Below are 19,845 nucleotides of genomic sequence, written 5' to 3'. Positions count from 1 at the left end.
TCCTATGCGAGTTTTGTCCGGTCGATGTCTTTCAACCATTGTTTTGCCATACGGTTGAATTCTTCCTGGGACATTCTTTCCGCCGCCTCCAAATCCTCACGGCTGGGGGCTTCACCCTCAAAATGGTATTGCGGCTGGTAGTGGATCACGATGGGAGGCTGGCCGTTCCCGCCGTCCTGCGGCGGCGGATTGTCCCTGTTTCCGCGAAGTTCGGCCAGCAGGTCTGTGATTGGGATCACATTGCTGCTTCTCATGGCATCTTCCATGAGGCCGTGCATCTGGCCCCAAAGCTCCGACAGCGGGATGATGGCCTCTGTCCCGGCCTCCCCGGCTTCCAGCAGGGTGGGCTGGTTTACAACACCGCCCTCTGCCAGCTGCGGAATAGTCGGAAGATTAAAGCCGAGTTGTTTCCCGCCCACGCCCGGCACCCAGTCCGGGATTGTGACGGAAATGCTGTTGATTTTTTCCAGGATGAAGTTGATGGCGGAAATCACACCGTTTATCGGGGCTTTTACCAGATTGGCGATGGCCCCGAAGATGTTGCTGAAAATATCCACGATGTTTTGCCATGCGGCACTCCAGTTGCCGGAGAACACATTCTGGATAAACTCGATGATCCCGCCGAAGACTGCCTTGATGTTGTCAATGGCAGCGGTAATGCTGGAGGCCCAGCCGGTGAAAATGGCCCCCAGGAATGGCACCTTTTCCTGGAGGAAGGTACCGATTGCGTTGATGGAGCCTTTCAGGGATTCCAGCGCTGTGCTTGTTATATTCCCGATGCCGCTCCATGCTGCTGAGAACACGCCGCCGAGCCATTCGCCCACAGCTCCGAAAATATTCTTGATGCTGTCCCAGAGGGTCTGGAAGTAATTGCCCCAGCTGGAGAAAACGCCCTTGATGGCCTCCCATGCCCCTGCAAAATCGCCATGCAGCACGGCTTTTACCGCACTGAAAATCCCGGCGATGGTGTCAAATACCGCTTGGAAAAACGCGACAGCTGTGTTCCAGATGCCCTTGATGGTTTCCCATGCGGTCTTGAAAAATCCGCCCAGCACGGCTCCGACCACCGAAAAGACAGCCTTGATGTATTCCCAGATGGTAGAGAACCACGGGGAAACCACAGCCCAGACCAGCTTGATTCTCTCCCACGCCGCCTTGAAAAAGCCGCCGAGAACCTTGACCGCTACGCCGAAAATAGCCTTGATGGCTTCCCAGATGGCGAGAAAATAGGGCTTTACAAAATCCCAGATGGTTTTGATCAGTTCCCAAGCGGCGGAGAACGCCTTGCCAATGGAGGTCAAGACCGCCCGGATTCCCGGCAGGACATTGGTCTGGAAAAAGGAAATAACCGCCGAAACGGCGCTTACAATCGTATTCCATGCCGCCTGCAGGTAGGGGGCTATCTTTGCCCAAACCTCTTTGACCGTTTCCCAGATATTTTGGAAAACCACTTTTGCCTTTTCCCAGAATGCCTGAAGGTAAACCTTGACCGCTGCGATGATGGCATCCACTTTTTCGCGGAACCACTCGCATTTGTTGTAGAGCAGAACCACAATGCCGATCACGGCGGCAATGGCTAAAATCACCCAGCCGACCGGGTTGGTGGCCATGAAGGACATAATGCTGGCCCCGATACTCTTGAGCACACCGCCAAAGGCAAGGACACCGCTTTTCAAGCCGGAAAAAGCCGTTTTTCCCAAGGAACCGATTGCCTTAAAGCCGCCCGTGAAAGCGGACAGCTTTCCCTTTACAGCCTCTGTGGCCAGCTCTGTCAGCTTGATTTTCCCTGTCAGTACCCCAAAAGCCGCCGAGGTTGCCGGGAGCTTCCCGTTCAGGACGGAAGTCACCAGACTGGTGCCTTTCGTCACCTGCTGGAAGGCTTCAAGCGTCTTTGTCGCTGCTGTGATCTTGCCGCCGAGGTTGGAGAGGGCAGTCAAGCCCTTGAATCCTGCGTAGGCCGCGATGATGGCCAGCACGAGGGTCTTATGCTCTGTGAGGAAAATACCGAGGTCTGCCAGCCGGTCCACCAGATTCAGAGCGCCGTCCACAATGGCCGGAAGCGCTGTCCCTGCGATGAAGTCGAGAACCGGCTCTCCATTGACCTTCAGGTCTGCGAAAAATGCGCCAATTCTGGAGGCCAATTCCCCCAGCTTATCAAAGGTGGCGCTGTGTTCACTGACCACCTGACCGATGCCGCTGGAAGCCATGCCGAAAAGCTCCACCGCCCGATCCTTGAATGCGATGATGTGCGGCAGGGCTTTTTCTGTGAAACTCTGCGCCGCTGCCGTGACCGCTGTCGTGATATGCGGGATGTATTCCGCCACCTGATTGATGGCGGCTGTTGCGTATGGGGCGAAGGTGGAAACCAGATTGATTTTCAGGTCATCCATGGCGGATTTCAGGCGTTCTGTTGCGCCCTGCCATGTGTTGGTGACCGTGTCGGCCATGGTGCCGAGTGCGCCGTCCGAATTGTAGAGGGCCTGTGTGAGCGCATTCCATTCGGTGACACCCTCTGCCGTGGTGGTGGTCAGGCCGGACATGAGAGCGTTTAGCGCATCGGTGTGCTGCTTCCCGCCGATTGCGGCGAGGGCGGCGTTGCGCTCTGCCTCTGTCATATCCTTTGTGGCCTCGTACACCCGCTGGATGGTTTCCTGCAAACCGATGAAGTTTCCGGCGCTGTCAAATGCGGATATGCCGAGTTGTTCCATCATCTTCCCGGCCTGTCCAGTGCCGGTAGTAAGATTCACAAGGACGGCGTTCAAAGCATTTCCTGCCTCGGAGCCTTTGATACCCCGGTTGGCCAGAACACCGAGCGCTGCGCCGGACTCCTGAATCGGCACCCGGAGATTTTTGAGGGTGCCGCCCACGCCGATGTAAGCCTCCATCAGCATCTCTGCTGTCTGGTTCGATTTGTTGTTGGCCTGTGCGGCCACATCGAGGTATTTGGGCAGGTCCTGGACCCCCAGTCCGAGGGCGCTCATGCTGTCCGTTACAAGATCGGAGCAGCGGGCCAGATCCATCTGTGTTGCCTCCGAGAGCCGGAGGATGGGTTCCAGACTGGCGATGGAATCATTCACACTCCATCCGGCGAGGCTCATGTAGCCGAGGGCATCGGCGCATTCGGAGGCAGATTTGGTCGTTGCCTTTCCCATCTCCAAAGCCGCCGCCCGGAGGGCATCGTACTGTTCCCCCGTGGCGCCGGCGATGGCGGAGGTATTGGCCATTGCCTGTTCAAACTCTCCGTATGTACCGACCGCGTCCGAGATAAACTGTCCGACCTGCAGAGCGCCCCAGGCGGCGGCTGCTACCGCCGCCGCCTGTTTCGCTACAGTGCCGAGGTTTGTCAGCTTGCCCTCTGCTTCTCCGATGGCGCTGTTGAACGAGGAGGACACCTGACCGGCGATTTTGATTGCGAGCTGGTATTCTTTACTTTTTGCGCTTGCCATTCGCTGCTGTCACCGCCCTTTTGAATGCATTGACCGTTTCCAGAAGTTCATGGATTGGCATCCGCTGAAACTGGATGTAATCCGAATGGAGGGAAATGGCCAGATGCATACAGATGTCCCGGAGCGCCTCCCCGTCACCCGGCCTTAATCCTCGCCGTAGAAAAAACTGGACACTTTGTTTTTCACCCGTGTGATGTCTTTCGGGGGAAGCCCCTTGAAAAACTCCACCGGCTGACCGGCCACCCGACCGGCGATGAAGCAGATATACTCCGAGGTCTGGTCCGGCAGCGGGGAGATGATGCCGCTTTTGAACAGGTACTTTTCGGCATCGATCATGTCCCTTGCGGTCAGATTTTCCAAACCGGCCAGATCGATTTCTGTGTAGGTCTGGCCCTCGAAAACATAGGGCTTGCTGAATTTGATCAGCGTGTCGCTCTCGGCGGCGGGGGTTTCCGGGGTTGCTGTGACGGTGGTTTTTTCTGTTGCGTTGCTCATAGTGCTTTCCTCCTATCAGGTGAGCTGGCGGGTTTTCGCCAGCATATCCACATTGTTGACCTTGAAAACGCCGTTGAGCTTGTCAAGCTCCAGGCGCTTTTGCCCGTCCATCTCGATCATGATGTAGGTCAGTTCGAGGGTGATGGCGCTGTCCATGCCCTCACGCTGCTTCACCGTGCCGATGGCGATTTTCTTGCACCGGCCTCGAACCACCACACGCATCCCCATTTCGTCTGCGTCCTGAGTGGCTTTGACCGTGTACTGGATGCTGCCCCGGAGCATAAGCTCCACGGCGCTGGAGGGATTGATTCCGGCGAAGTAATCCTCGCAGATACACCGGAAGGGGATTTCCAGTTCCATGCTGCCGTAATGGCCGACCACGATGGCCTCGTACTCACCGAGGATTCCGTTCCCGGAGGTGGTGGCCGTGGTGGATTCAAAGTCAGGGATCGCCACTTCCCCGGTGGTACCGCCCAGCCTGTTGCCGGTCAGGTACAGGTTAAAGTCCCGAATTACTTCGGGAATTCCTGCGATTGCCATTTCTCATCAACCTCCTAATGCATCGCTCAGGGCGTTCGGGTCGAATTCCAGAATGTTCAGGATGTCCTCCGCCGGGGGATAGGGGGTCAGGTACTGATGGAAAGTGATTTTTCCGTTCAGCAGATCCGTCACCGGATTTTCGTCTGCGTTGTAGACGATTTCCGCTCTGGCGCATTTCCCCTGGGAAACATAGGACGCACCACGGATATTCTCGGAATCCACGATGGTTTCGATGAGGCGGGGGTTCATCGGGTTATCGACCTTCTGGAAGTAGGTCAGGATGAAGCTGTTCCCCCACCAGCTGAAGAACCGGCGGCAGCAGAACCAGCGATCCTTGGGGTCAGTGCTGGCCGGGTAGACGGCGCTGTTGTTGCCCCAGGTCCGCCAGCCGTTGACATTGATGGCAGTGGTTACGCCGAAGCTGTTCACGGCGTTGCCCTGCACCTGATCCAGCAGCACTTCCTCTCCGGTGGCCAGCACGGTGCCGGTCGCTCCGATGAGCTTGTTGGAGGGGGAAAGGTTCGGCACATCATCGTTTTCCGCATCGACCTTTGCGATCAGCGCCCCCATGATGGCGCTGTACCAGAACCAATGGGAGCCTACGGCGATGCAGGGCCAGAGGGCCATGGCATGGGCGGAAACGCACCCAGCCGCCTCTTTGGCCACCTTGATGTCGCTGTATGCGGTGCATCCATCGGCGGTGCTGTCAATGTCGATGAGGCATTCGCAGGTGAAGTAGCCGTTGATTTCCTCGCATTTCGCAGCGAGGACGATGCCCACATCCGGGATATGGCTCCAGCCGGGGGCCAGCAGAAGGCCGGGGGTCATGCCGAATTTGGGATAGATCTGCTGGAGAACCTCGAAGCCCTTTGCGCCGCCGGTCGCACTTGCGCCGATGATGTCGCTGGGCTTTACCGCGGTCGGGTCGATGGAGGTGGATTCCACCACCAGTGCTTTGGCGGCTGCCCCTGCGCCCCCGGCGATCAGGGTAACCAGCAGATTGCCGTCATCGTCAAAGCTCAGGAGATAGTCGGTTTCAAAGCCCAGCGGGGTATCCTCGGATTCTTCGTCCGCACCTTTCATCTTGACGGTCACGGTATCCTTCAGAATGCCGGTGATGGGAACCACGGCCTCCATTTCCTCTACCGGGACGGTTGCGGCCTCGTTTTTCTTCTTGTGCTTTTTGGGGTCGAGGACATTGATGAAAATAACAGGGGCCACGCCGATCAGCTGAAAACTGGCGTACATGGCCTCGCAAAGCGTATAGTTTTTGTAGTCCGCCGAGTATCCCAGCTGCTTGACCGCCTCTGCCCACGAGTAGGCAATGAGGGGGGTGTTGGTGACCTTGTAGGGATCATCCGCCAGATTGATGGGTGCGGTGCCGAAAACTACCTGAAGCCCTGCGGTCCCCAAGATAGGGGCCACGATGCTTGTGGCCTGTTCAAGCACCCTTACGCCGTGCTGGTAAGGCATTACTCATTCGCTCCTTTCTGAATTTCTGCGCTGTCTGCCAGCGCTTTGGTATAAAGTCGGTAAATATGGCCGTCCCGTTTGCGGATTCCATCCAGCGCTTTCCTAAGCTCTGAAATGGGGACGCACAGGCCGGCCAAATACGGGAATGCCTTTGCGGCCTTTTTCAGCGGTTCCGGCATTTCCTCGTAGACGGTGTTGCGGGTGGCCACACTCGGAATCGTGGGGCCGACATACATGGTTTTCATGTGAACCTGCTTTCTGTCCGGGGTGCGGCAAGGTTAAAGGAGAGATTACACCCGCCGTAAAAGTACGGGTAGCTTGGCTCATCCTGCAGCACCCATGTGAACGGGTCCGTAAACTGAAACGCCCCGCCGCAGAGGGTGGGGTGTTTCTCGTAGTGCTTTTGGATGTCCTCGATGATTTCCAGGACGGTTTTGTGGCCGATGTTGCGCTTGTCGTTGTCATAGATGCCGATCAGGAGAAAAATATCTACCTTGTGCGGGGCTACCGGGGTAGCGATGCCGCCCTTGGAAAGCCGGACGATGATGTACGGGAACGGATCATCCGCCCCCTTTTCCCGGATGGGAAGGTCTTGCTCATAAACACCCAGCTTTTCCATGATGGGGTCGGCTGCCGGTTCCTCCGGGGGCTTTTCCGGGTCGTATTCCTCCAGATTGAATTCCGGGGTTCCCTGGATTTTAGGGGGCGGCGCTTTGTAGGTGCGCCCCTCAAAAAGCGCCTGCAGGTCATCCTTGACAACGGTTTGGAGTTCTCTCGCGTTCATGCCGTCACCATCCGTTCAATTTGTTTTCTCAGGTTGTCCTGGTAAATTTTGAGGATATCCTCCCTCAGCCCTTCATCGGTGATCTTGCCGCCCTGATAGACCTTTTCCAGCATTTTGGAAACAGACGGGCCATGCGCCGAGTGAAGCGGCGTTCTTCCTTTCCCGGTTCGCTGAAGCACGAGCCGGTTCCCGTTGTTCCCGGTCTGAAGGAATGCTTTGTTTCCGGCTTGGTTCACCAATTCCTGAAGGCCAGATCCTTTCAGCACCTCTGTTTTCACGCCGCTCTTGGGAGCGGTTGTGTGATACCGGGGCTGTGTCATTGGTGCGCCCTGCACACTGATTGCCGCCTCAAGTTTAGAAAGGGTTGCTTTCCTGACTCTGGTATGCTTATTGAAACCGGCATCCTTGACGGTATATCTCTTTTGCGCGTGCTGGGCCAGCAGTTTCCGGGCCGTGACCGCCGTATCGTTTAGGGCAGTGCGTATGGCTTTGGGAGCCTGCTTCTTTGCGCCCTCCAGTTTTGAGAGAACGAGTTCCAGGTCTTGGGGGTCTGCTGTGATGGCAATCATCGGCTGCGGTTCGCCTCCAGTGTAATGGCATAAATGCCGCACTCATCGGTGGCATCCACCACCTTATAAGTGCCGCCGTCCAGTTGCAGGTAGGTATCCTGTCCGGGGAGCGGCTCTCCGAAATCATCCGCTGCGACATAAAAGAGCAGCTGGCGGGTGTAGATGCCGTCCATGTTGGATTTCATCTTCTTTTCCCGCTCGATGTTCTCCATGTCATCCAGCACAATCACCATGATCTTGCCGTTTACCCGGTGCCTCTCCCCGAATTCCGCCGGGTTGAGGAAGATGTTGTGGACATCCGCTTTCAGGAGTTCTTTGAAGGTTGGGGTTTCCAAAGCGGCCGCCTCCTTTGCTCTGTCATCGGAATTTTACCGGCCAGATCGTCCCCGGTCAGCTCACCGCCTACGGCAATACCGGGAAGTCCGGGTTCCGCCGCTGCTCTTTTGGCCGGTACCCATGCGGGGGGATCGCCGTCACGCCATATGGCCGAGCCGCTCTCCACCCAGGCAGATACCAGCATCGGGTTGTCCGAGGGGAGAATGTCCCCCGGCCCGAAGCGGTGGAATCCGACCTGGATGAAATCGAGAGCGACCAGATCAGCCATTGATGCTTACCAGCACCGAGGCCCCGGCGGCATCGGCGGGGGCGGCAGCATACCCGGCCTTGATCGAGCCTTCCCCAACCACATCGGTGATGCCGGTCCCGTCAAAGTAGACGGTCTGGCCCATGGCAATGGCGGCGGTGCCAGTCTTTTTGATCTCGAAAACGCCGATCATATGAAGGCTGCCGGTTTTGCCGGGAGGGATGGGGCAGCCGGTCACGCCGATGCGATCCTTCAGGGCTACGACCGTGTCGTGCGGGATGAGATTGTCGGTTGCGTTGGTGTAGTCCAGCGCTTCCCCTCTCTGCAGATATTCAGCCATTGCTCTTTACTCCTTTCTCACTGCCCCAGAGGGCTGTTGATGATTTTGCCGGGATTCTTGATGGCCCCGCGGAAGTCCATCACATTGATGCCCCAGTCGAGGTAGATGTCCCAGACAAAGCCCAGCTGGCTGGGGGTTTCCATCCGGCGGATGGTCGGCACCTCCTGCCCGTTGAGGTAGTCCACCTCAATGAAGGCGGTGTCGGCGCTGTTTGCGGTCATGAACCAAGGCATCACATTCCCGAAGCCGCCGCACAGGGCGTTGATGGTGGGGTCCTCCACGATCTGCATATCCTTGTAGGCGTAGAGGGGATTCACCGCTTGGGTGTTGCCCTCGGTGTGGATGGTGGGGCTGTTGAACAGGGTGTAGATGTCAAAGGTCAGACCGGCGGGAACAATGATCTTGCCGGGGCGCACGATGATGGGCTGATCGAATTCATCCTTTTGGGTGGACAGCGCCATGATCATGGCCTGCACCGCCTCTTGGGTGATGCCGGTCCCGGTTTTCAACAGGTTCTTGTGGGCTGCGCTGAAGAGCGGGGTGCCATCGTAGATGTTGGGATTGTTCAGGAGAATCCGATAGCACTGGGTGTTGATGGTTCTCCGGGCAGCGGCGGCGTGTCTGGCCGGGATGCGGGTTACCAGATCAATGTCATCATTGATGAATGCCTGGCGGCTCAAAGTAAACTGTTTCCCGTAGGTCCTGATCTGACGGGTGGGCAGTTTGGCATCGGTGGGCTTATCGCCTTTCAGTTCGCCGCCCTCCGGCACTTCCAGAAAATCCCCGATAGGACCGGCCAGATAGTTGTTGTCATGAATCTTGAAGTCCTTCAGGCTGCCCTTGCGGGTCCAAAGGTCAAAGGTCACGGCGGCGGTGCGGTGGCCCTCCACATACGCCTTGTTGATGGCGTTGTCGAGGATGGTGGGGAATGCGGCGGTGGGGTTGTAATACTGCCGGGTGCAAATCTCCCGCAGAATCTCATCGCTGCTCATGTAACGAGCGCCGGAAACGCCGGAGCGCTCCAGGCAGGTAATTGCCAGATCCCGCAGGGACATGGCGGCAAACTGCGCCGAGCCATTGCTGGGCTTCTCCACCTGGACGCCGCCGCGAAGCAGGAGGCCGTCCACGGCATCCCGCCTGAATTCATCCTCGCCGCTGTCGGTGACATGAATGCCGGTGCCGATAGGGGCTTTGTCCCGCCGGAGTTCGTCCAGCACTGCGGCCCTGACCTGCTCCACGCTGAGGCCGTCATCAATGTACTTACCGGGGTCGTACCCGAAATCCCGGCAGATGGCAGAGATTTCCTTCACCCGGTTGCGTTCGGCTGTCCGGGCGCGTTCCTCGATTTCCCGCTGCTGATCCGGGGGCGTGGTGGGCGCACCGGCCGAAGGGGCCGGAGGTGCGGGAGGATTCCCGCCCTGCTGGCGTTCCTCATCAGCGATTTCCCGATTCAGCTGGTCGATCTGGCCTTGCAGGGTATTGAATTCCGCCGTTTCCTCGGCGGTCATCTCCCTGCTTGCGGCCTTTGCAGCATTGACAAGTTCCTGCTGGCGCTTCAGGGCCGCTGCGCGTTTCTGCTTTTTGTCCATAGTTTCTAACCTCCTATGATGTTTTTGTTGATTTGAAGTTGGCTCTCGTAGACACTCAGAGGGGTTGCTCTGGGCTGTTCCGCCTCGCGGCCCACGCCGACCGTGGCATCCGCTGGCACCGACACGATGGAAATCTCAAAGGGCCACCATTTCCTTGCGATTTCACACGGCCCGGTAAAGCGGCCATCGGCGCTTGTCTTTCCGGCCATTACTTCCTCAAGTGAATCGATCCGGTACCCGACCGACACGCCTTTCAGCGTCCCGCTGCGTACCTTCTGGTAGATGATTTCGGATTGCTCATCGGTGTCGAATTCCACCTCTGCATATCCCCGGTTCCCATCTACCCATGCCCGGTTGACCTTCCCGATCACGGCATCCCGGTTGTGATTGAACAGCAGACAGCCGATTTCATTCAGCCGCGCCAGATCAACAGCGCCGGGGCCGTGGTCCAGGATTTCCACGCCGAACCACCGCTCGTAGGGTTCCTCCGAAGAGAAGGAAAGGGTGAATTTCCGCTCGTTTCCTTCTCCCTCCATGCGCTGGAGGGTTGCGGCCATCAGCGTCCGCCGGTCATTCCTCCCCGGCTTCTCCGTCCGTGTCCCCATCGCCGTCAGGCTCCGGGTTCTGGCCTCCATCTGGGGGAACGGCGGGAATCTGCCCACCACCGGGGGGCGGGGCGGATTCGGCGGGTTCGTCCTCGTAGAGACCGTCCGATTTCTTTTGTCCAAGGATTACACCTCCTAAATCCACGCCGTGTTCCTCTCTGGCGTAGTCTAAAACTTCGCAGATGTCATCAATCTGCTTTCTCCAATCCGCACCATTTTCTGCGGCGATCTGTTTGAATGTCTTTTGGCCGGTCATCAGCGCGATCTTGGTGGCGGTGGCCTCTTTGCTGGGGTCGATCCAGTCCTTTGGCGGTTTCTCGAAGGAATGACGGAAATACTCATCCTTTCGATTCCAGAAGTCCGGGATGGAAACCGCCCCGGCCAAAACCGCCGAAATGATGAAGGTTTCATAGATCTCATCCAGAATTTCCGCCAGCAGTTCATCTTCCTCTGCGTAGGTCATCCCGTCCTCGATCAGCCCCTGCCTGGCGCTGGAGTAGGTGCATTGGCTCATATCCCTGGATGTGGCCTCATAGCTGAGGCCCTGCCCGGCTCCAATCATGCGGAGCATGAGCTTGACATAAGCGGATGCATCGGTGGATTGCCCTTGCGGGTTGATGTTTTGGATTTCATCGCCGGGGTTCATTTCCAGCATCATGCCGGGGGAAAGGGTTTTCCCGTCATAGGTCTGCTTTCCGCCCACGGTTGTGGTACCGGGCCTGCCGATTCCGGCGGTCGGCAGAGCGCGTTTGATGGCGATGCCGAAGCACGCCTCTATCCGCTGCTTGACCGAGAAGGCTGTCATGAATTCGTTGGCATCCCGGATGCGGGTGATGGTCTGGGCCATGTCCGACATTTCCCGAAGCTGGGAGGGTCGGCGCTTGCTGAAATAAAAAATGACATCTGCCGCCGGGAGGAATACCGGCTCCGTGATGCTCATCCCGTCCAGGGAATACTGCCGAATCCAATATCCTGCCGGGGCATTGTATTGGTCGTACTCAATGCCGCCAATCACCCGGTTGCCCTTGTGCTTTGGGGCCATCTGCGATGCATCCAGTTCATCCACCTCGAAAAGCTGCAGCTTGAAGGGGAGAACGCCGCCCTTGGTGTAGCGCTTCGCAAAAAGGACACCGCCGTCCACTTTTTTCCGGCGGACGGCCATGCGGAGCATCTGATTCAGGCTCTGGGTGCCGGTCACATCGCAGTTGCGCTTCTTGCACCATGTTTTCCAGAGCTTTTCGATTTCGCCGTTCAGTTTTTCACTTGGCGTATCGGCCTGAAGGATGAGGCCCTTGCCCACTACATTGCGGACGAATGGGCCAATTAGCGAATTCGCTATATCGCTGTTTCTTTCCAGATCCCTGGCTCTGGCCCTGACGGTGTCCCGGCTGTACCGGTCGGTGTATTCGGCGCTCTGGTTAAATACCCGCCAGTTGGCGTTCAGCCGGCTCCCGTTCCCGGCATCATAGTTGCGGCGCTGTTCCTCCATAATCTGCCGCCATGCTTCCCGTGTTGCCCCGGCCTCCGGATTGAACCAGCCGATGATTTTGTCGATGATGTTCATGCGCTCACCTCGAATCGAAAACAGCGACAAAGGTATCCGAGAGCAGCATGGAAGATTCGCCGCTTGCCAGCTCTGCTTCCAGTTCATTCCGCATGGCCCTCAAAAGGGCGAGATCTGCCCTTGTCACGCTCCGGCTGCCGAGCTTGTAGCTCTGACCGCCGAGCAGGACGGCCTGAATGGCCTTGTTTACCTCTGCCAGCCGCTGTTCCGCTGTATAGTCGTTCACAATTACTCGCCTCCTAAATCCACGATTCATGCTGCCCAATCCAGCTTTCTTCCGGGGCGTAGACTGGATCAGGCTTTTTCTCCGCCTCTTTGCGAGGCTGAACCTCTGCATCGTCCAGATGGAAATACCGAGCGCCCAGCACATCGGCGGCGCACATGGCATAGACCTCTGTATCGAGGTAGTGGTTATCCGCATGGGACGATTTCAGCACCCATTTCTGGATGGTGCGCTCGCCGCTTTTGACGCTGACCTTGTGTTCCGCTGTCACCTGTTCCGCATATTCCCGGTCGCATCCGAGGTAAACCATCCAGCTGCCGGTCCCGTTTTCTTTCCGCATTCGCCCGGCGATCATGTCCTTGTACTTCCCGGTGTCGATCATCACCAGATTCATGCCGTAGGCTTTGCTATCGGTGCGGTTCACCTTGGAGAGCCGGAAGTGGGTATCCATAGGGTGGGACGATCCCTTGCTGGGGAGCGCCCAGTCCGCATTCACTGAACAGAAATCATAGACCAGGTCGGTGTTGTCACCGCTGTCGATGAGGGCCAGCGCTACCACCATCGAATCGCCGCCATCCTCACGGGGGTACTGCAGGTTCATGATGTGTTCCACCTCTGCGAAGCTGTCCGCTTGGCCGTGGGCGATATTCTGGCTGGTCAGGTGGTTTCCCCATGCCCGGATAGACCAGTAGACGCTGGATTCCTGCACATCCACGCCGGCGGTCAGGAGCTTTGCCCACTTCGGGACCGTGAGTTCCGGCAGCGCTGTTTGGCGCTCCAGCACAAGGTCTGCATTGGTTTTCAATTTGGTGTCCTCCCACGGTTCTGCAAACCAGCTGTTGGTGAAGTTCTGGAAGGCATCTGGGTCATCCTTGCTGGTAAGGAATGCCTTTGCCATCTCGGAAAACCGAACGAAGGGGGAATAAAGGGTATTGATCCAATAGGCCACCCTCCGTGCCGGTTTCGCTCGTTCCTCCACTACCCGCCATTCCCCATAGCGGAGCATCTGCGGCTTGTGCTGGTCTGTAATGATGGCCCCGCATTCCTGGCAGATGTATGCGGCCAGCTCTGCCCGCTCCGAGTAGCCCATCCCTTCATCGGGAAATTTCACCTGCTTCCACTTCAGCTCTATAAATTTCCCGCAGTGGGGACAGGGGACAAAGTAGTGCTTTACGACATCCGCCCCTTCCATAGCTTTCCAGATGTGGCCGGTTTTCAGGGTAGGGGTGGAGGTCATGAATATTTTCCGGTTGTGGAAGGTCTTTGTCCGCTCTTTGGCCAGCGAGATTGGGTCTGCCTCTTTTTTGGATGCGCCGGGGTATTTGTCCACCTCATCCAGAAAGAGAAATCGGATCGCCTTGCTGGCCAGCTGGGAGGGGCTGTTGGAGCCGACCATGCTCAGGTACATCCCATCGAATTGAAGCTCTGATTTTGAGGATTCGCTTTCCCGGTACCGCCGCCGGAGTGTGGGCGCTGCGTAGATCATGGGGCGGAACCGGTTGACCACCAAGCTCTCTGCCAGAACATCCGAAGGGTACACGCACATGGTGGGCGATGGGTCCTGCTGAATGGCCCAGCCCAGCATATTGAGCAGGGCCTCCGTGCCGCCGACCTGCGAGGGTTTGACGAAGATGATTTCCTCTGTTTCGTAGTTGCAGAGTTCATCCATGATCCCGGCGAGGTATGGGGTCTTGTCATTCCGCCATGGCCCCGGCATGGCCGATGATTTGGAATCCAGCACCCGGTATTTTTCGGCCCATTCCGAGACCGTGATGTTCTCCGGGGGCTTCAGGGATTCGAGGGCCGCTTTTTGATAGGGCGCTACCGGGTATTTGCGGAACCGGGGGCTTCTACTTCTTGCCGCCATCCTGCTTCGATACTCCCGCCACTACGAAAGCGACCAGCAGGTTGCGGATTTTTTGGTGCAGTTCTTTTTCGATCCGCCGGGCTTCCAGCGGGTCGATGTATCCGCTGATTTCATCCGTCAGCCGGGCCGGGAGGCTCATGGCAAAATTCTTGAAGGTCACGAAGAACCGCTCATAGTCCATCGTGACTTCCTCCACCGCTATGTACTTCCCGGCGGCGATGTCGGTTTTCAGGCGGTGCAGTTCACCCTGGGATTCCTTCAGGGCGATGTCCGCTTTCATCTTTTGCTCCCGAAGTTCAAGCTCTTTTTCGGAGCGGTCTTTGCCGTATGCCTTGTCCGACAGGTATTTGACATACTGCTGAATGGTCGGCACGAGGTCATAGCGCCGTCCGTCCACCGTTTCGGTTGTGGGCAGGACACCCTCCTGCGTCAGCTGCTGGATGCGGCGGACGGTGACGCCGAAAAGCTGGGCGATGATCTCCACCCTGTAAAGTCCGCCCCCGGCCACATTTCTGTTGTTGTCCAAATAAAGGACCTCCCCTCGTAGAATTTCACGCTGAAGCTGTTCTATGGTCATGGCTCACCGCCCCTCTCCCTGAAGGGCGGCTTTCCTGTATGGCTCTGCGCCGGGTTTTTTGTTGAACGGGATAATCTCGGAAAAGAGCTGTATGTACTGTCCGACCAGTTCCCGGTCTACCGTGACTACCGTGTTTTCACTCCGTGGATTGGTGTTCACATTGGCGCTGGATTCGATGAGGCAGTCGAACCGTTCCCCCTCGATAGCCATCACTTTGGAGTGGTTGCGGAAGATCACCAGCCGACCGCCGCAGGCTGCTATGAAATCCAGAACGGCGGCGTAAACATCCGGATAGCTCCCTTTGAAAATCTCACCCACGAAAAAGTCCACCCGGTCAATCATTCCCCGCTCATGCCACTTGCGGAGATCCTTCACATCCTCACCGGCCATGCACCAGGTGGAAATGGCGGCATATTTGATGTGCTGCTGCCGGAGAACCATCTTGAAAAAGGAGAAGCTGTCCACATCCCCGGAGCTGAAGCAGTGGTAGCAATCGCCCTCCCTGAAATGCCAGTCGATGGCATCCTCCAGCGCCTTTTCGGATGCGGCCTTTCTCCAAAGCTGCCGAGCGCCCATCCGGTGGGAAACCTTGATCCCGCCCTGATCGGGCAGGGTGGCCGGGGCCGCTTTTTCCTGTTCGGGAATTCCGAGCGCTGCGCCGAGGTCGAAACCGTCAAGCGTCAGGTTGTCCAGCTCATTCATTCAGCAGCACCGCCTTTTTTCCGGTGTAGGCTTCCCAGCGCTGGACGATCACATCCACATTGCGCTCATCGTACTCCATGAGATAGGCTGTCCGGCCCAGCTGTTCCGCCGCCATGAGGGTGGTGCCGCTCCCTCCGAAGAAGTCACCGACCATCCATCCCGGTTTGCTGGAGTTGTTCATCAGCCGCCCGACCAGCGGGATGGGCTTCATGGTGGGGTGCAGGGCATTCCGGGCCGGTTTGTTTTCAAAGTGGACGGTGGTCAGGTCTTTGTACTGCCGGATGTAATTTTCGATGAAAGCCAGAAGTTCCTGCTTCTTCATAGCTTTGAAGTCCAGCTCATCTTCCAGCAGTACGGTGTCCTGGGTGCGGTCATTGATGAAATAATGCGCCGCCCCCTCTTTCCAGCCGTAGAGAATCGGCTCATGCCGCCATTGGTAATCCTGACGGCCCAGAACGAAGGCGTTTTTCTCCCAGATCAGGCATTGTGCCATTTTCAGCCCTGCATCGGCATAGGCTTGCCGGAATTGGAGGCCGGTGCTTTCGGCGTGAAAAACATAGATCGCGGCACCGGGCCGCATGGCTTGGTTCATATTCTGGAAAGATGCCAGCAGGAATTTGTAAAAGCTCAAGGCATCCATGTGGTCGTTTTCGATGGTGCTGTTCGCCCTGCTGCCCTCTTGACCGAGATAGCTTTCCAGAAATTCCGTCTTTGCGCCGTAGTCCACATTGTAGGGCGGGTCGGTGATGATGAGGTCGAGCTTTGCGCCGCCCATCAGCCGCTCCACATCGGCGGCATCGGTGGAATCGCCACACATGAGGCGGTGCCGGCCTAACTGCCAGATGTCCCCCTTGCGGGTGGTAGGGACATCAATGTTCTTTGCGGCTTCTTCCGGGTCGAAGTCATCCTCTGTGGCCTCTGGCGGAATGTCCAGTTCCTGAATCAAATCTTCCAGGTCGGGGCGCTGAAAGCCAGTCACCGAGAAGTCATACCCTTCGAGGTCAAGCTCCACCAGCAGGTCTTTCAGGATGGCGTTGTCCCACTTGCCGGTGATTTTGTTCAGGGCAATGTTCAGGGCTTTTTCCTTTGCCTTGTCCTGAATGTCGAGAATGATAACCTCTGCCTCGGTATAGCCCAGGTCCATCATCACATTGCGGCGCTGGTGGCCCTTGATGATGGTGCCATCGCTGTTGATCACGATGGGATCGGCGTACCCGAATTCGTTCAGGCTGTTGCGAATTTGGATATATTCCGGGTCATCCGGGGTCAGTTTCTTGCGGGGATTGTACTCTGCCGGCCGCAAATCAGCCAGCTTCCGCCGTTCAAATTTCACGGCCAGCCCTCCTTTTTTGGCCCCGGTATGGGGCCTGCGTAACGAAACGCCGGGAAATTTTTTGATTTCAGGGGAAAAACCGTCGGGCCTTCCTCGCCCCGCAGCCCGTCCTGGGGGTCAGTAGTACCTATGGCCATGCGGGGTGAGGCCCCTTTCCTTTCGCGCTCTGTCTGCTGCCCTCTGTGCATGAGGGAGCGCTGTCGCTGCTTGTCGCTGTGAATGTTTGCCTTGTGCTTATGCTCTTATAAAGCAAAGGCCAAAGCCTATTGAACACAGGCTCTGGTCTTTGTCCTATGTGCTATGCTGCATGGCCTCTCTGTACACGGCCCCCTCTGTGCGCCGCACACAGCCTGCACGGTGGCCCCCTGTTCTAAGGGGGTACACTTTCCCGGCTATGCCTCTGCTGTGGGCTGTTTTTTCCACAGGAAAAATGAGACGCTATGCGAAGGCGGGCCGTATAAACTCCCTATAAATCCAGCCCTTGCAAAACAGGGCCTTTACCGGGGCGCTTATATGGGGGTGCTTTCTGTGGCCTCTTTTTTCAGGCGCATGGATTTCTGAAAAAAGCGGGACTGAAAATCAGCCTTGCTGATATGGTGTATCCATGGGAGCCGAGATTTCCGGGGCTTCGCCAGCTGTGGCTATGCCGGGGGATTTTATCTCCGAAAAAATTCGGCGTTGAATCCTTGGTGGAAACGGGGCATAAGATTCGGGAGCCAGTTCCCAAAAACTGGCCCCCGGTGTCAATTCTGATTTTCGTCTATCGCTTTCCCTGAATCTTTCAGGATATAGAATAGCACAGATGCGCGGGACATTGGGGACAACTTTTCCGGTTTCATGATTTTTTCAGGTAACGGTAGCACATCTTTTTTACGCTGCCTCCTGTGTTGCCTCCGATTTTTGCCGCTACTTGATCCCAAGAAAGGCCATTGACAAAGCGATAGGTGAAAATCTGCCGCATAAGGCTGTCGCTGATTTCGCTGATGTACCGTTCCAGGCGGATTCGCTCGAAGATGCACCGCTTTCGCTTTTCCGCTATGATGTCCTTGAGATCAACGATTTCCGCTGCGTAAAGGCTCACCTTGTCCGCCACGCCGGTGCCGTGCGGCATCCCGGAAAGGTTCATCCCTCCGGGCTGGAGTTTTGCCTCCAGTTCCTCCAGGCGGCACTCATCCATAGCGATTTCACGCTGGAGGTAGTAAAGCTGGGATAGTTCTTTCAGTGTCATGGCATCCTCCTTGGGCATTCCCCGGCTGCTATTGCCGGGTTTTTTCGCTTGGGGCCAGAATGTAGACCTTGCCGCCGATGCACCTGATTTTCTGCACGACCTTGTCCTTGTCATCCCAGTCCCGGATTTTAATCCCCTGGCTGTTCAAGACGCCGATCATCGTGTCAATGGTGGCCACAATGGCGGTAGTGGGCAGCTTGGCCATCGCCGCGTTTGCCATTGCCGCCGCTTCATCCATCCGCTGCCTGAAGCCGCCCGGTTTTTGTTTTTTCATCGCTGCACCTCTCGTGTAAGTTCAAATCCTGCCAGAAACTTTTCTATGAGTTCCTGACCTGTGAGGCCAGTCACTTTTTCTAATATCAAGAGTGTTTCTTCCGCAGAGTTCAATCGCTGTAGCAGATCTCTGTGAACCTGTCCTACATGAATCGCGGTTTTGGTATGTTCGGATATTTTTTGCTTTATGATGATCATTCGTGCATCTTCTGGAAAAGAAACCACAGCGGCAAAGCCCCCGGCGGCGTTGATCTGCTTGATGGTCTGTTCCTGCAGCTTGGTCAGCTTCCCGATTCCGGGCCGCTTGACCTCGAATCCGAAAAAGCGACCGTCAATGATGGCGCAGATATCCGGGATGCCGCCCCGGCTGTATGGACCGGCAGCGGCTTTCCAGACGAAAGCGCTGGGGTAGGTATCCTTCAGCCATTTAATGATTTTGGCCTGATAGAAGCTCTCTTTGTGGGATGTAGCAGGTGTCACTTTCTCGCCTCCGCTCTTTTTAATAGACGCATGGACGAATTCCCGGATATGGCTCACAATTTCCAAGAGGCCCCTCATGGTGCAATCCAGAGCCTGTACTCCTATCTTGAAAGCTGTGAAGACTGGTATCCGAATCGCTTTATCATCCCAATACTCCGAGGCTCCGACCTTTCTGGGCCGGTTCCCGAATTCCTCGATCCAGTCCGGGAGGCTTTCGTTGATGGCATCGAATTCGAGGCCCCATTTCCGGCAAGCCTCCACAGCTATCTGAAGGAGCGGCCCTTCCCGGCAGGTCCAAAGAATAAGGCCAGCGCCGCTTTCCTGTTCCCGCTTTGCCAGTTCAATGACTGGCCAGTTTGGCTTCCCGATGAACGGGAAGGCATCGGTGCAGATGCACCCGTCAAAGTCGATTGCTATGGCCTTTCTCATCATGCGCCCTCCATCAGCGAGGGGGCTTCCTGAAAATCCGGCTCCCCGGTGACCGGTGCATCGGCCCACTCCCCGGCGGTATCCGGTGCAGGGTGGTCGGTGAACAGCTCCCGGTTTTCCTGTTCGCTCTCCATGAACCGGCTGGCCATCATATCCGCTGTCTGAAGGGCAAGGACGGCGGGATACTGCTCTATGCTTTGGCCGACCGCCGCATCGTTGTCCCTGTCCCCGTTGAAGCCCATATGGTGCCAGATGGCGTACATTTCCTGATTGGTGAGGGAGGTGTACTGTTTGATGATCATGGCGCTCTTGGGGCCGTGGCCCAGCGGCATTCGGTCGTTCACGGTATAGAAGGGCATCTTCTCCCATCTGCCGGTCTGTTCGTTCTTCACATTCCGGGTACTGGTTCCGTAGAAGTAGGTCTTGCAGATGTCGTGGAGCAGGGCCATGATAGTCACGCTCTCATCCGGGATGGTGTCCACTACTTTCCCGGCGGCGAGGTATTCCCAGCGGCTTTCATTCTGGTTCCAAAGCAGGAGGCCCCGCAGGGCATCCAGAACATTGAGGCTGTGCTGAAGCAAGCCGCCGGGGGTGGAGAGGTGATACTTGGTGCTGGCCGGGGCCGTGTAGAAGTCGCTCTTTTTGATGTACTCCATGAGCTTGTCCATACCGGGGCGCTGAATCTTTGCCAGTTCCGCTTCAAAGCGAGAGATATTCTTTTCGTTGTTCATGAGTTCGCTACCTC

24 protein-coding genes are annotated in these 19,845 nt (G+C 56.8%); 2 read left to right on the top strand and 22 right to left on the bottom strand.

What is annotated here, in order from left to right:
- Window positions 1-2: 2 nt before the first annotated feature.
- From C814_RS22335 to C814_RS13400, 9 genes are read right to left on the bottom strand one after another with little or no spacing between them, the layout of a single operon-like run.
- Window positions 3-3,446, bottom strand: a complete 3,444-nt coding sequence (locus tag C814_RS22335) for a phage tail tape measure protein (RefSeq protein WP_016315884.1) — start codon at window positions 3,444-3,446, stop codon at window positions 3-5.
- The gene (locus C814_RS24795) at window positions 3,427-3,555 is read right to left on the bottom strand and encodes a hypothetical protein (RefSeq protein ID WP_022788402.1); all 129 of its coding nucleotides are present in this window, start codon (window positions 3,553-3,555) and stop codon (window positions 3,427-3,429) included. The genes C814_RS22335 and C814_RS24795 overlap by 20 nt, the downstream gene beginning before the upstream one ends.
- A 35-nt stretch (window positions 3,556-3,590) precedes the next feature.
- Window positions 3,591-3,941 carry a phage tail assembly protein gene (locus tag C814_RS13425; RefSeq protein WP_016315883.1) on the bottom strand — a complete coding sequence of 117 codons (351 nt, stop codon included), beginning with the start codon at window positions 3,939-3,941 and terminating at the stop codon, window positions 3,591-3,593.
- A gap of 15 nt (window positions 3,942-3,956) precedes the next feature.
- A complete protein-coding gene (locus C814_RS13420) occupies window positions 3,957-4,481 on the bottom strand; it encodes a phage major tail tube protein (protein WP_016315882.1) in 525 nt (174 codons plus the stop codon).
- A 6-nt stretch (window positions 4,482-4,487) separates the two neighbouring features.
- Window positions 4,488-5,954: a phage tail sheath family protein gene (locus C814_RS13415; protein ID WP_016315881.1), complete on the bottom strand. Its 1,467-nt coding sequence runs from the start codon at window positions 5,952-5,954 to the stop codon at window positions 4,488-4,490.
- Window positions 5,954-6,199 (bottom strand): hypothetical protein, encoded by a 246-nt coding sequence (locus tag C814_RS13410; protein ID WP_016315880.1) that lies wholly within the window; start codon window positions 6,197-6,199, stop codon window positions 5,954-5,956. Before C814_RS13410 ends, C814_RS13415 begins: the two co-directional genes overlap by 1 nt.
- Window positions 6,196-6,738 (bottom strand): hypothetical protein, encoded by a 543-nt coding sequence (locus tag C814_RS0104765; protein WP_016315879.1) that lies wholly within the window; start codon window positions 6,736-6,738, stop codon window positions 6,196-6,198. The genes C814_RS13410 and C814_RS0104765 overlap by 4 nt, the downstream gene beginning before the upstream one ends.
- Window positions 6,735-7,307 carry a phage tail protein gene (locus C814_RS13405; RefSeq protein ID WP_016315878.1) on the bottom strand — a complete coding sequence of 191 codons (573 nt, stop codon included), beginning with the start codon at window positions 7,305-7,307 and terminating at the stop codon, window positions 6,735-6,737. Before C814_RS13405 ends, C814_RS0104765 begins: the two co-directional genes overlap by 4 nt.
- Window positions 7,304-7,642: a hypothetical protein gene (locus tag C814_RS13400; RefSeq protein ID WP_016315877.1), complete on the bottom strand. Its 339-nt coding sequence runs from the start codon at window positions 7,640-7,642 to the stop codon at window positions 7,304-7,306. The genes C814_RS13405 and C814_RS13400 overlap by 4 nt, the downstream gene beginning before the upstream one ends.
- Before the next feature lie 14 nt (window positions 7,643-7,656).
- Here C814_RS13400 and C814_RS0104760 point away from each other — a divergent pair, with 14 nt between their 5' ends.
- The gene (locus tag C814_RS0104760) at window positions 7,657-7,914 is read left to right on the top strand and encodes a hypothetical protein (protein WP_022788401.1); all 258 of its coding nucleotides are present in this window, start codon (window positions 7,657-7,659) and stop codon (window positions 7,912-7,914) included.
- Here the strand turns inward: C814_RS0104760 and C814_RS13395 are convergent.
- From C814_RS13395 to C814_RS24555, 12 genes are all read right to left on the bottom strand, one after another.
- Window positions 7,904-8,230, bottom strand: a complete 327-nt coding sequence (locus C814_RS13395; protein ID WP_016315876.1) for a DUF2190 family protein — start codon at window positions 8,228-8,230, stop codon at window positions 7,904-7,906. The genes C814_RS0104760 and C814_RS13395 overlap by 11 nt on opposite strands.
- Before the next feature lie 17 nt (window positions 8,231-8,247).
- On the bottom strand, window positions 8,248-9,819 hold the full coding sequence (locus tag C814_RS13390) for a phage major capsid protein (RefSeq protein WP_016315875.1): 1,572 nt from the start codon (window positions 9,817-9,819) through the stop codon (window positions 8,248-8,250).
- 5 nt (window positions 9,820-9,824) lie between these two features.
- Window positions 9,825-10,424 carry an HK97 family phage prohead protease gene (locus C814_RS13385; protein ID WP_016315874.1) on the bottom strand — a complete coding sequence of 200 codons (600 nt, stop codon included), beginning with the start codon at window positions 10,422-10,424 and terminating at the stop codon, window positions 9,825-9,827.
- Window positions 10,390-11,988 carry a phage portal protein gene (locus tag C814_RS13380; protein ID WP_016315873.1) on the bottom strand — a complete coding sequence of 533 codons (1,599 nt, stop codon included), beginning with the start codon at window positions 11,986-11,988 and terminating at the stop codon, window positions 10,390-10,392. The genes C814_RS13385 and C814_RS13380 overlap by 35 nt, the downstream gene beginning before the upstream one ends.
- Before the next feature lie 4 nt (window positions 11,989-11,992).
- A complete protein-coding gene (locus tag C814_RS13375; RefSeq protein WP_016315872.1) occupies window positions 11,993-12,214 on the bottom strand; it encodes a hypothetical protein in 222 nt (73 codons plus the stop codon).
- Window positions 12,215-12,227: 13 nt separating this feature from the next.
- Window positions 12,228-14,078 (bottom strand): phage terminase large subunit family protein, encoded by a 1,851-nt coding sequence (locus C814_RS13370; RefSeq protein ID WP_016315871.1) that lies wholly within the window; start codon window positions 14,076-14,078, stop codon window positions 12,228-12,230.
- On the bottom strand, window positions 14,062-14,604 hold the full coding sequence (locus tag C814_RS13365) for a hypothetical protein (protein ID WP_016315870.1): 543 nt from the start codon (window positions 14,602-14,604) through the stop codon (window positions 14,062-14,064). Before C814_RS13365 ends, C814_RS13370 begins: the two co-directional genes overlap by 17 nt.
- Before the next feature lie 54 nt (window positions 14,605-14,658).
- The gene (locus C814_RS0104755; RefSeq protein ID WP_016315869.1) at window positions 14,659-15,357 is read right to left on the bottom strand and encodes a hypothetical protein; all 699 of its coding nucleotides are present in this window, start codon (window positions 15,355-15,357) and stop codon (window positions 14,659-14,661) included.
- A complete protein-coding gene (locus tag C814_RS13360; RefSeq protein WP_016315868.1) occupies window positions 15,350-16,690 on the bottom strand; it encodes a site-specific DNA-methyltransferase in 1,341 nt (446 codons plus the stop codon). The genes C814_RS0104755 and C814_RS13360 overlap by 8 nt, the downstream gene beginning before the upstream one ends.
- A gap of 835 nt (window positions 16,691-17,525) precedes the next feature.
- Complete coding sequence (locus C814_RS13355) at window positions 17,526-17,918, bottom strand: hypothetical protein (RefSeq protein WP_016315867.1); 393 nt, start codon at window positions 17,916-17,918, stop codon at window positions 17,526-17,528.
- 28 nt (window positions 17,919-17,946) lie between these two features.
- Entirely contained in the window at window positions 17,947-18,192 is a 246-nt protein-coding gene (locus C814_RS13350; protein WP_016315866.1) for a hypothetical protein, read from the bottom strand.
- The gene (locus C814_RS24555) at window positions 18,189-18,737 is read right to left on the bottom strand and encodes a VRR-NUC domain-containing protein (protein ID WP_242829008.1); all 549 of its coding nucleotides are present in this window, start codon (window positions 18,735-18,737) and stop codon (window positions 18,189-18,191) included. The genes C814_RS13350 and C814_RS24555 overlap by 4 nt, the downstream gene beginning before the upstream one ends.
- Here C814_RS24555 and C814_RS23645 point away from each other — a divergent pair.
- Window positions 18,720-19,133: a hypothetical protein gene (locus C814_RS23645; protein ID WP_155846380.1), complete on the top strand. Its 414-nt coding sequence runs from the start codon at window positions 18,720-18,722 to the stop codon at window positions 19,131-19,133. The genes C814_RS24555 and C814_RS23645 overlap by 18 nt on opposite strands.
- On the opposite strand, the gene C814_RS13345 is transcribed toward C814_RS23645, so the two are convergent.
- Complete coding sequence (locus C814_RS13345; protein WP_016315864.1) at window positions 19,100-19,831, bottom strand: hypothetical protein; 732 nt, start codon at window positions 19,829-19,831, stop codon at window positions 19,100-19,102. The two genes, C814_RS23645 and C814_RS13345, sit on opposite strands and share 34 nt — an antisense overlap.
- Between the last annotated feature and the right edge of the window lie 14 nt (window positions 19,832-19,845).

Source organism: Anaerotruncus sp. G3(2012), assembly GCF_000403395.2.
In the GTDB taxonomy this organism is placed as follows: Bacteria; Bacillota; Clostridia; order Oscillospirales; family Ruminococcaceae; genus Anaerotruncus.
This window is presented reverse-complemented; position numbering and strand designations above follow the sequence as displayed.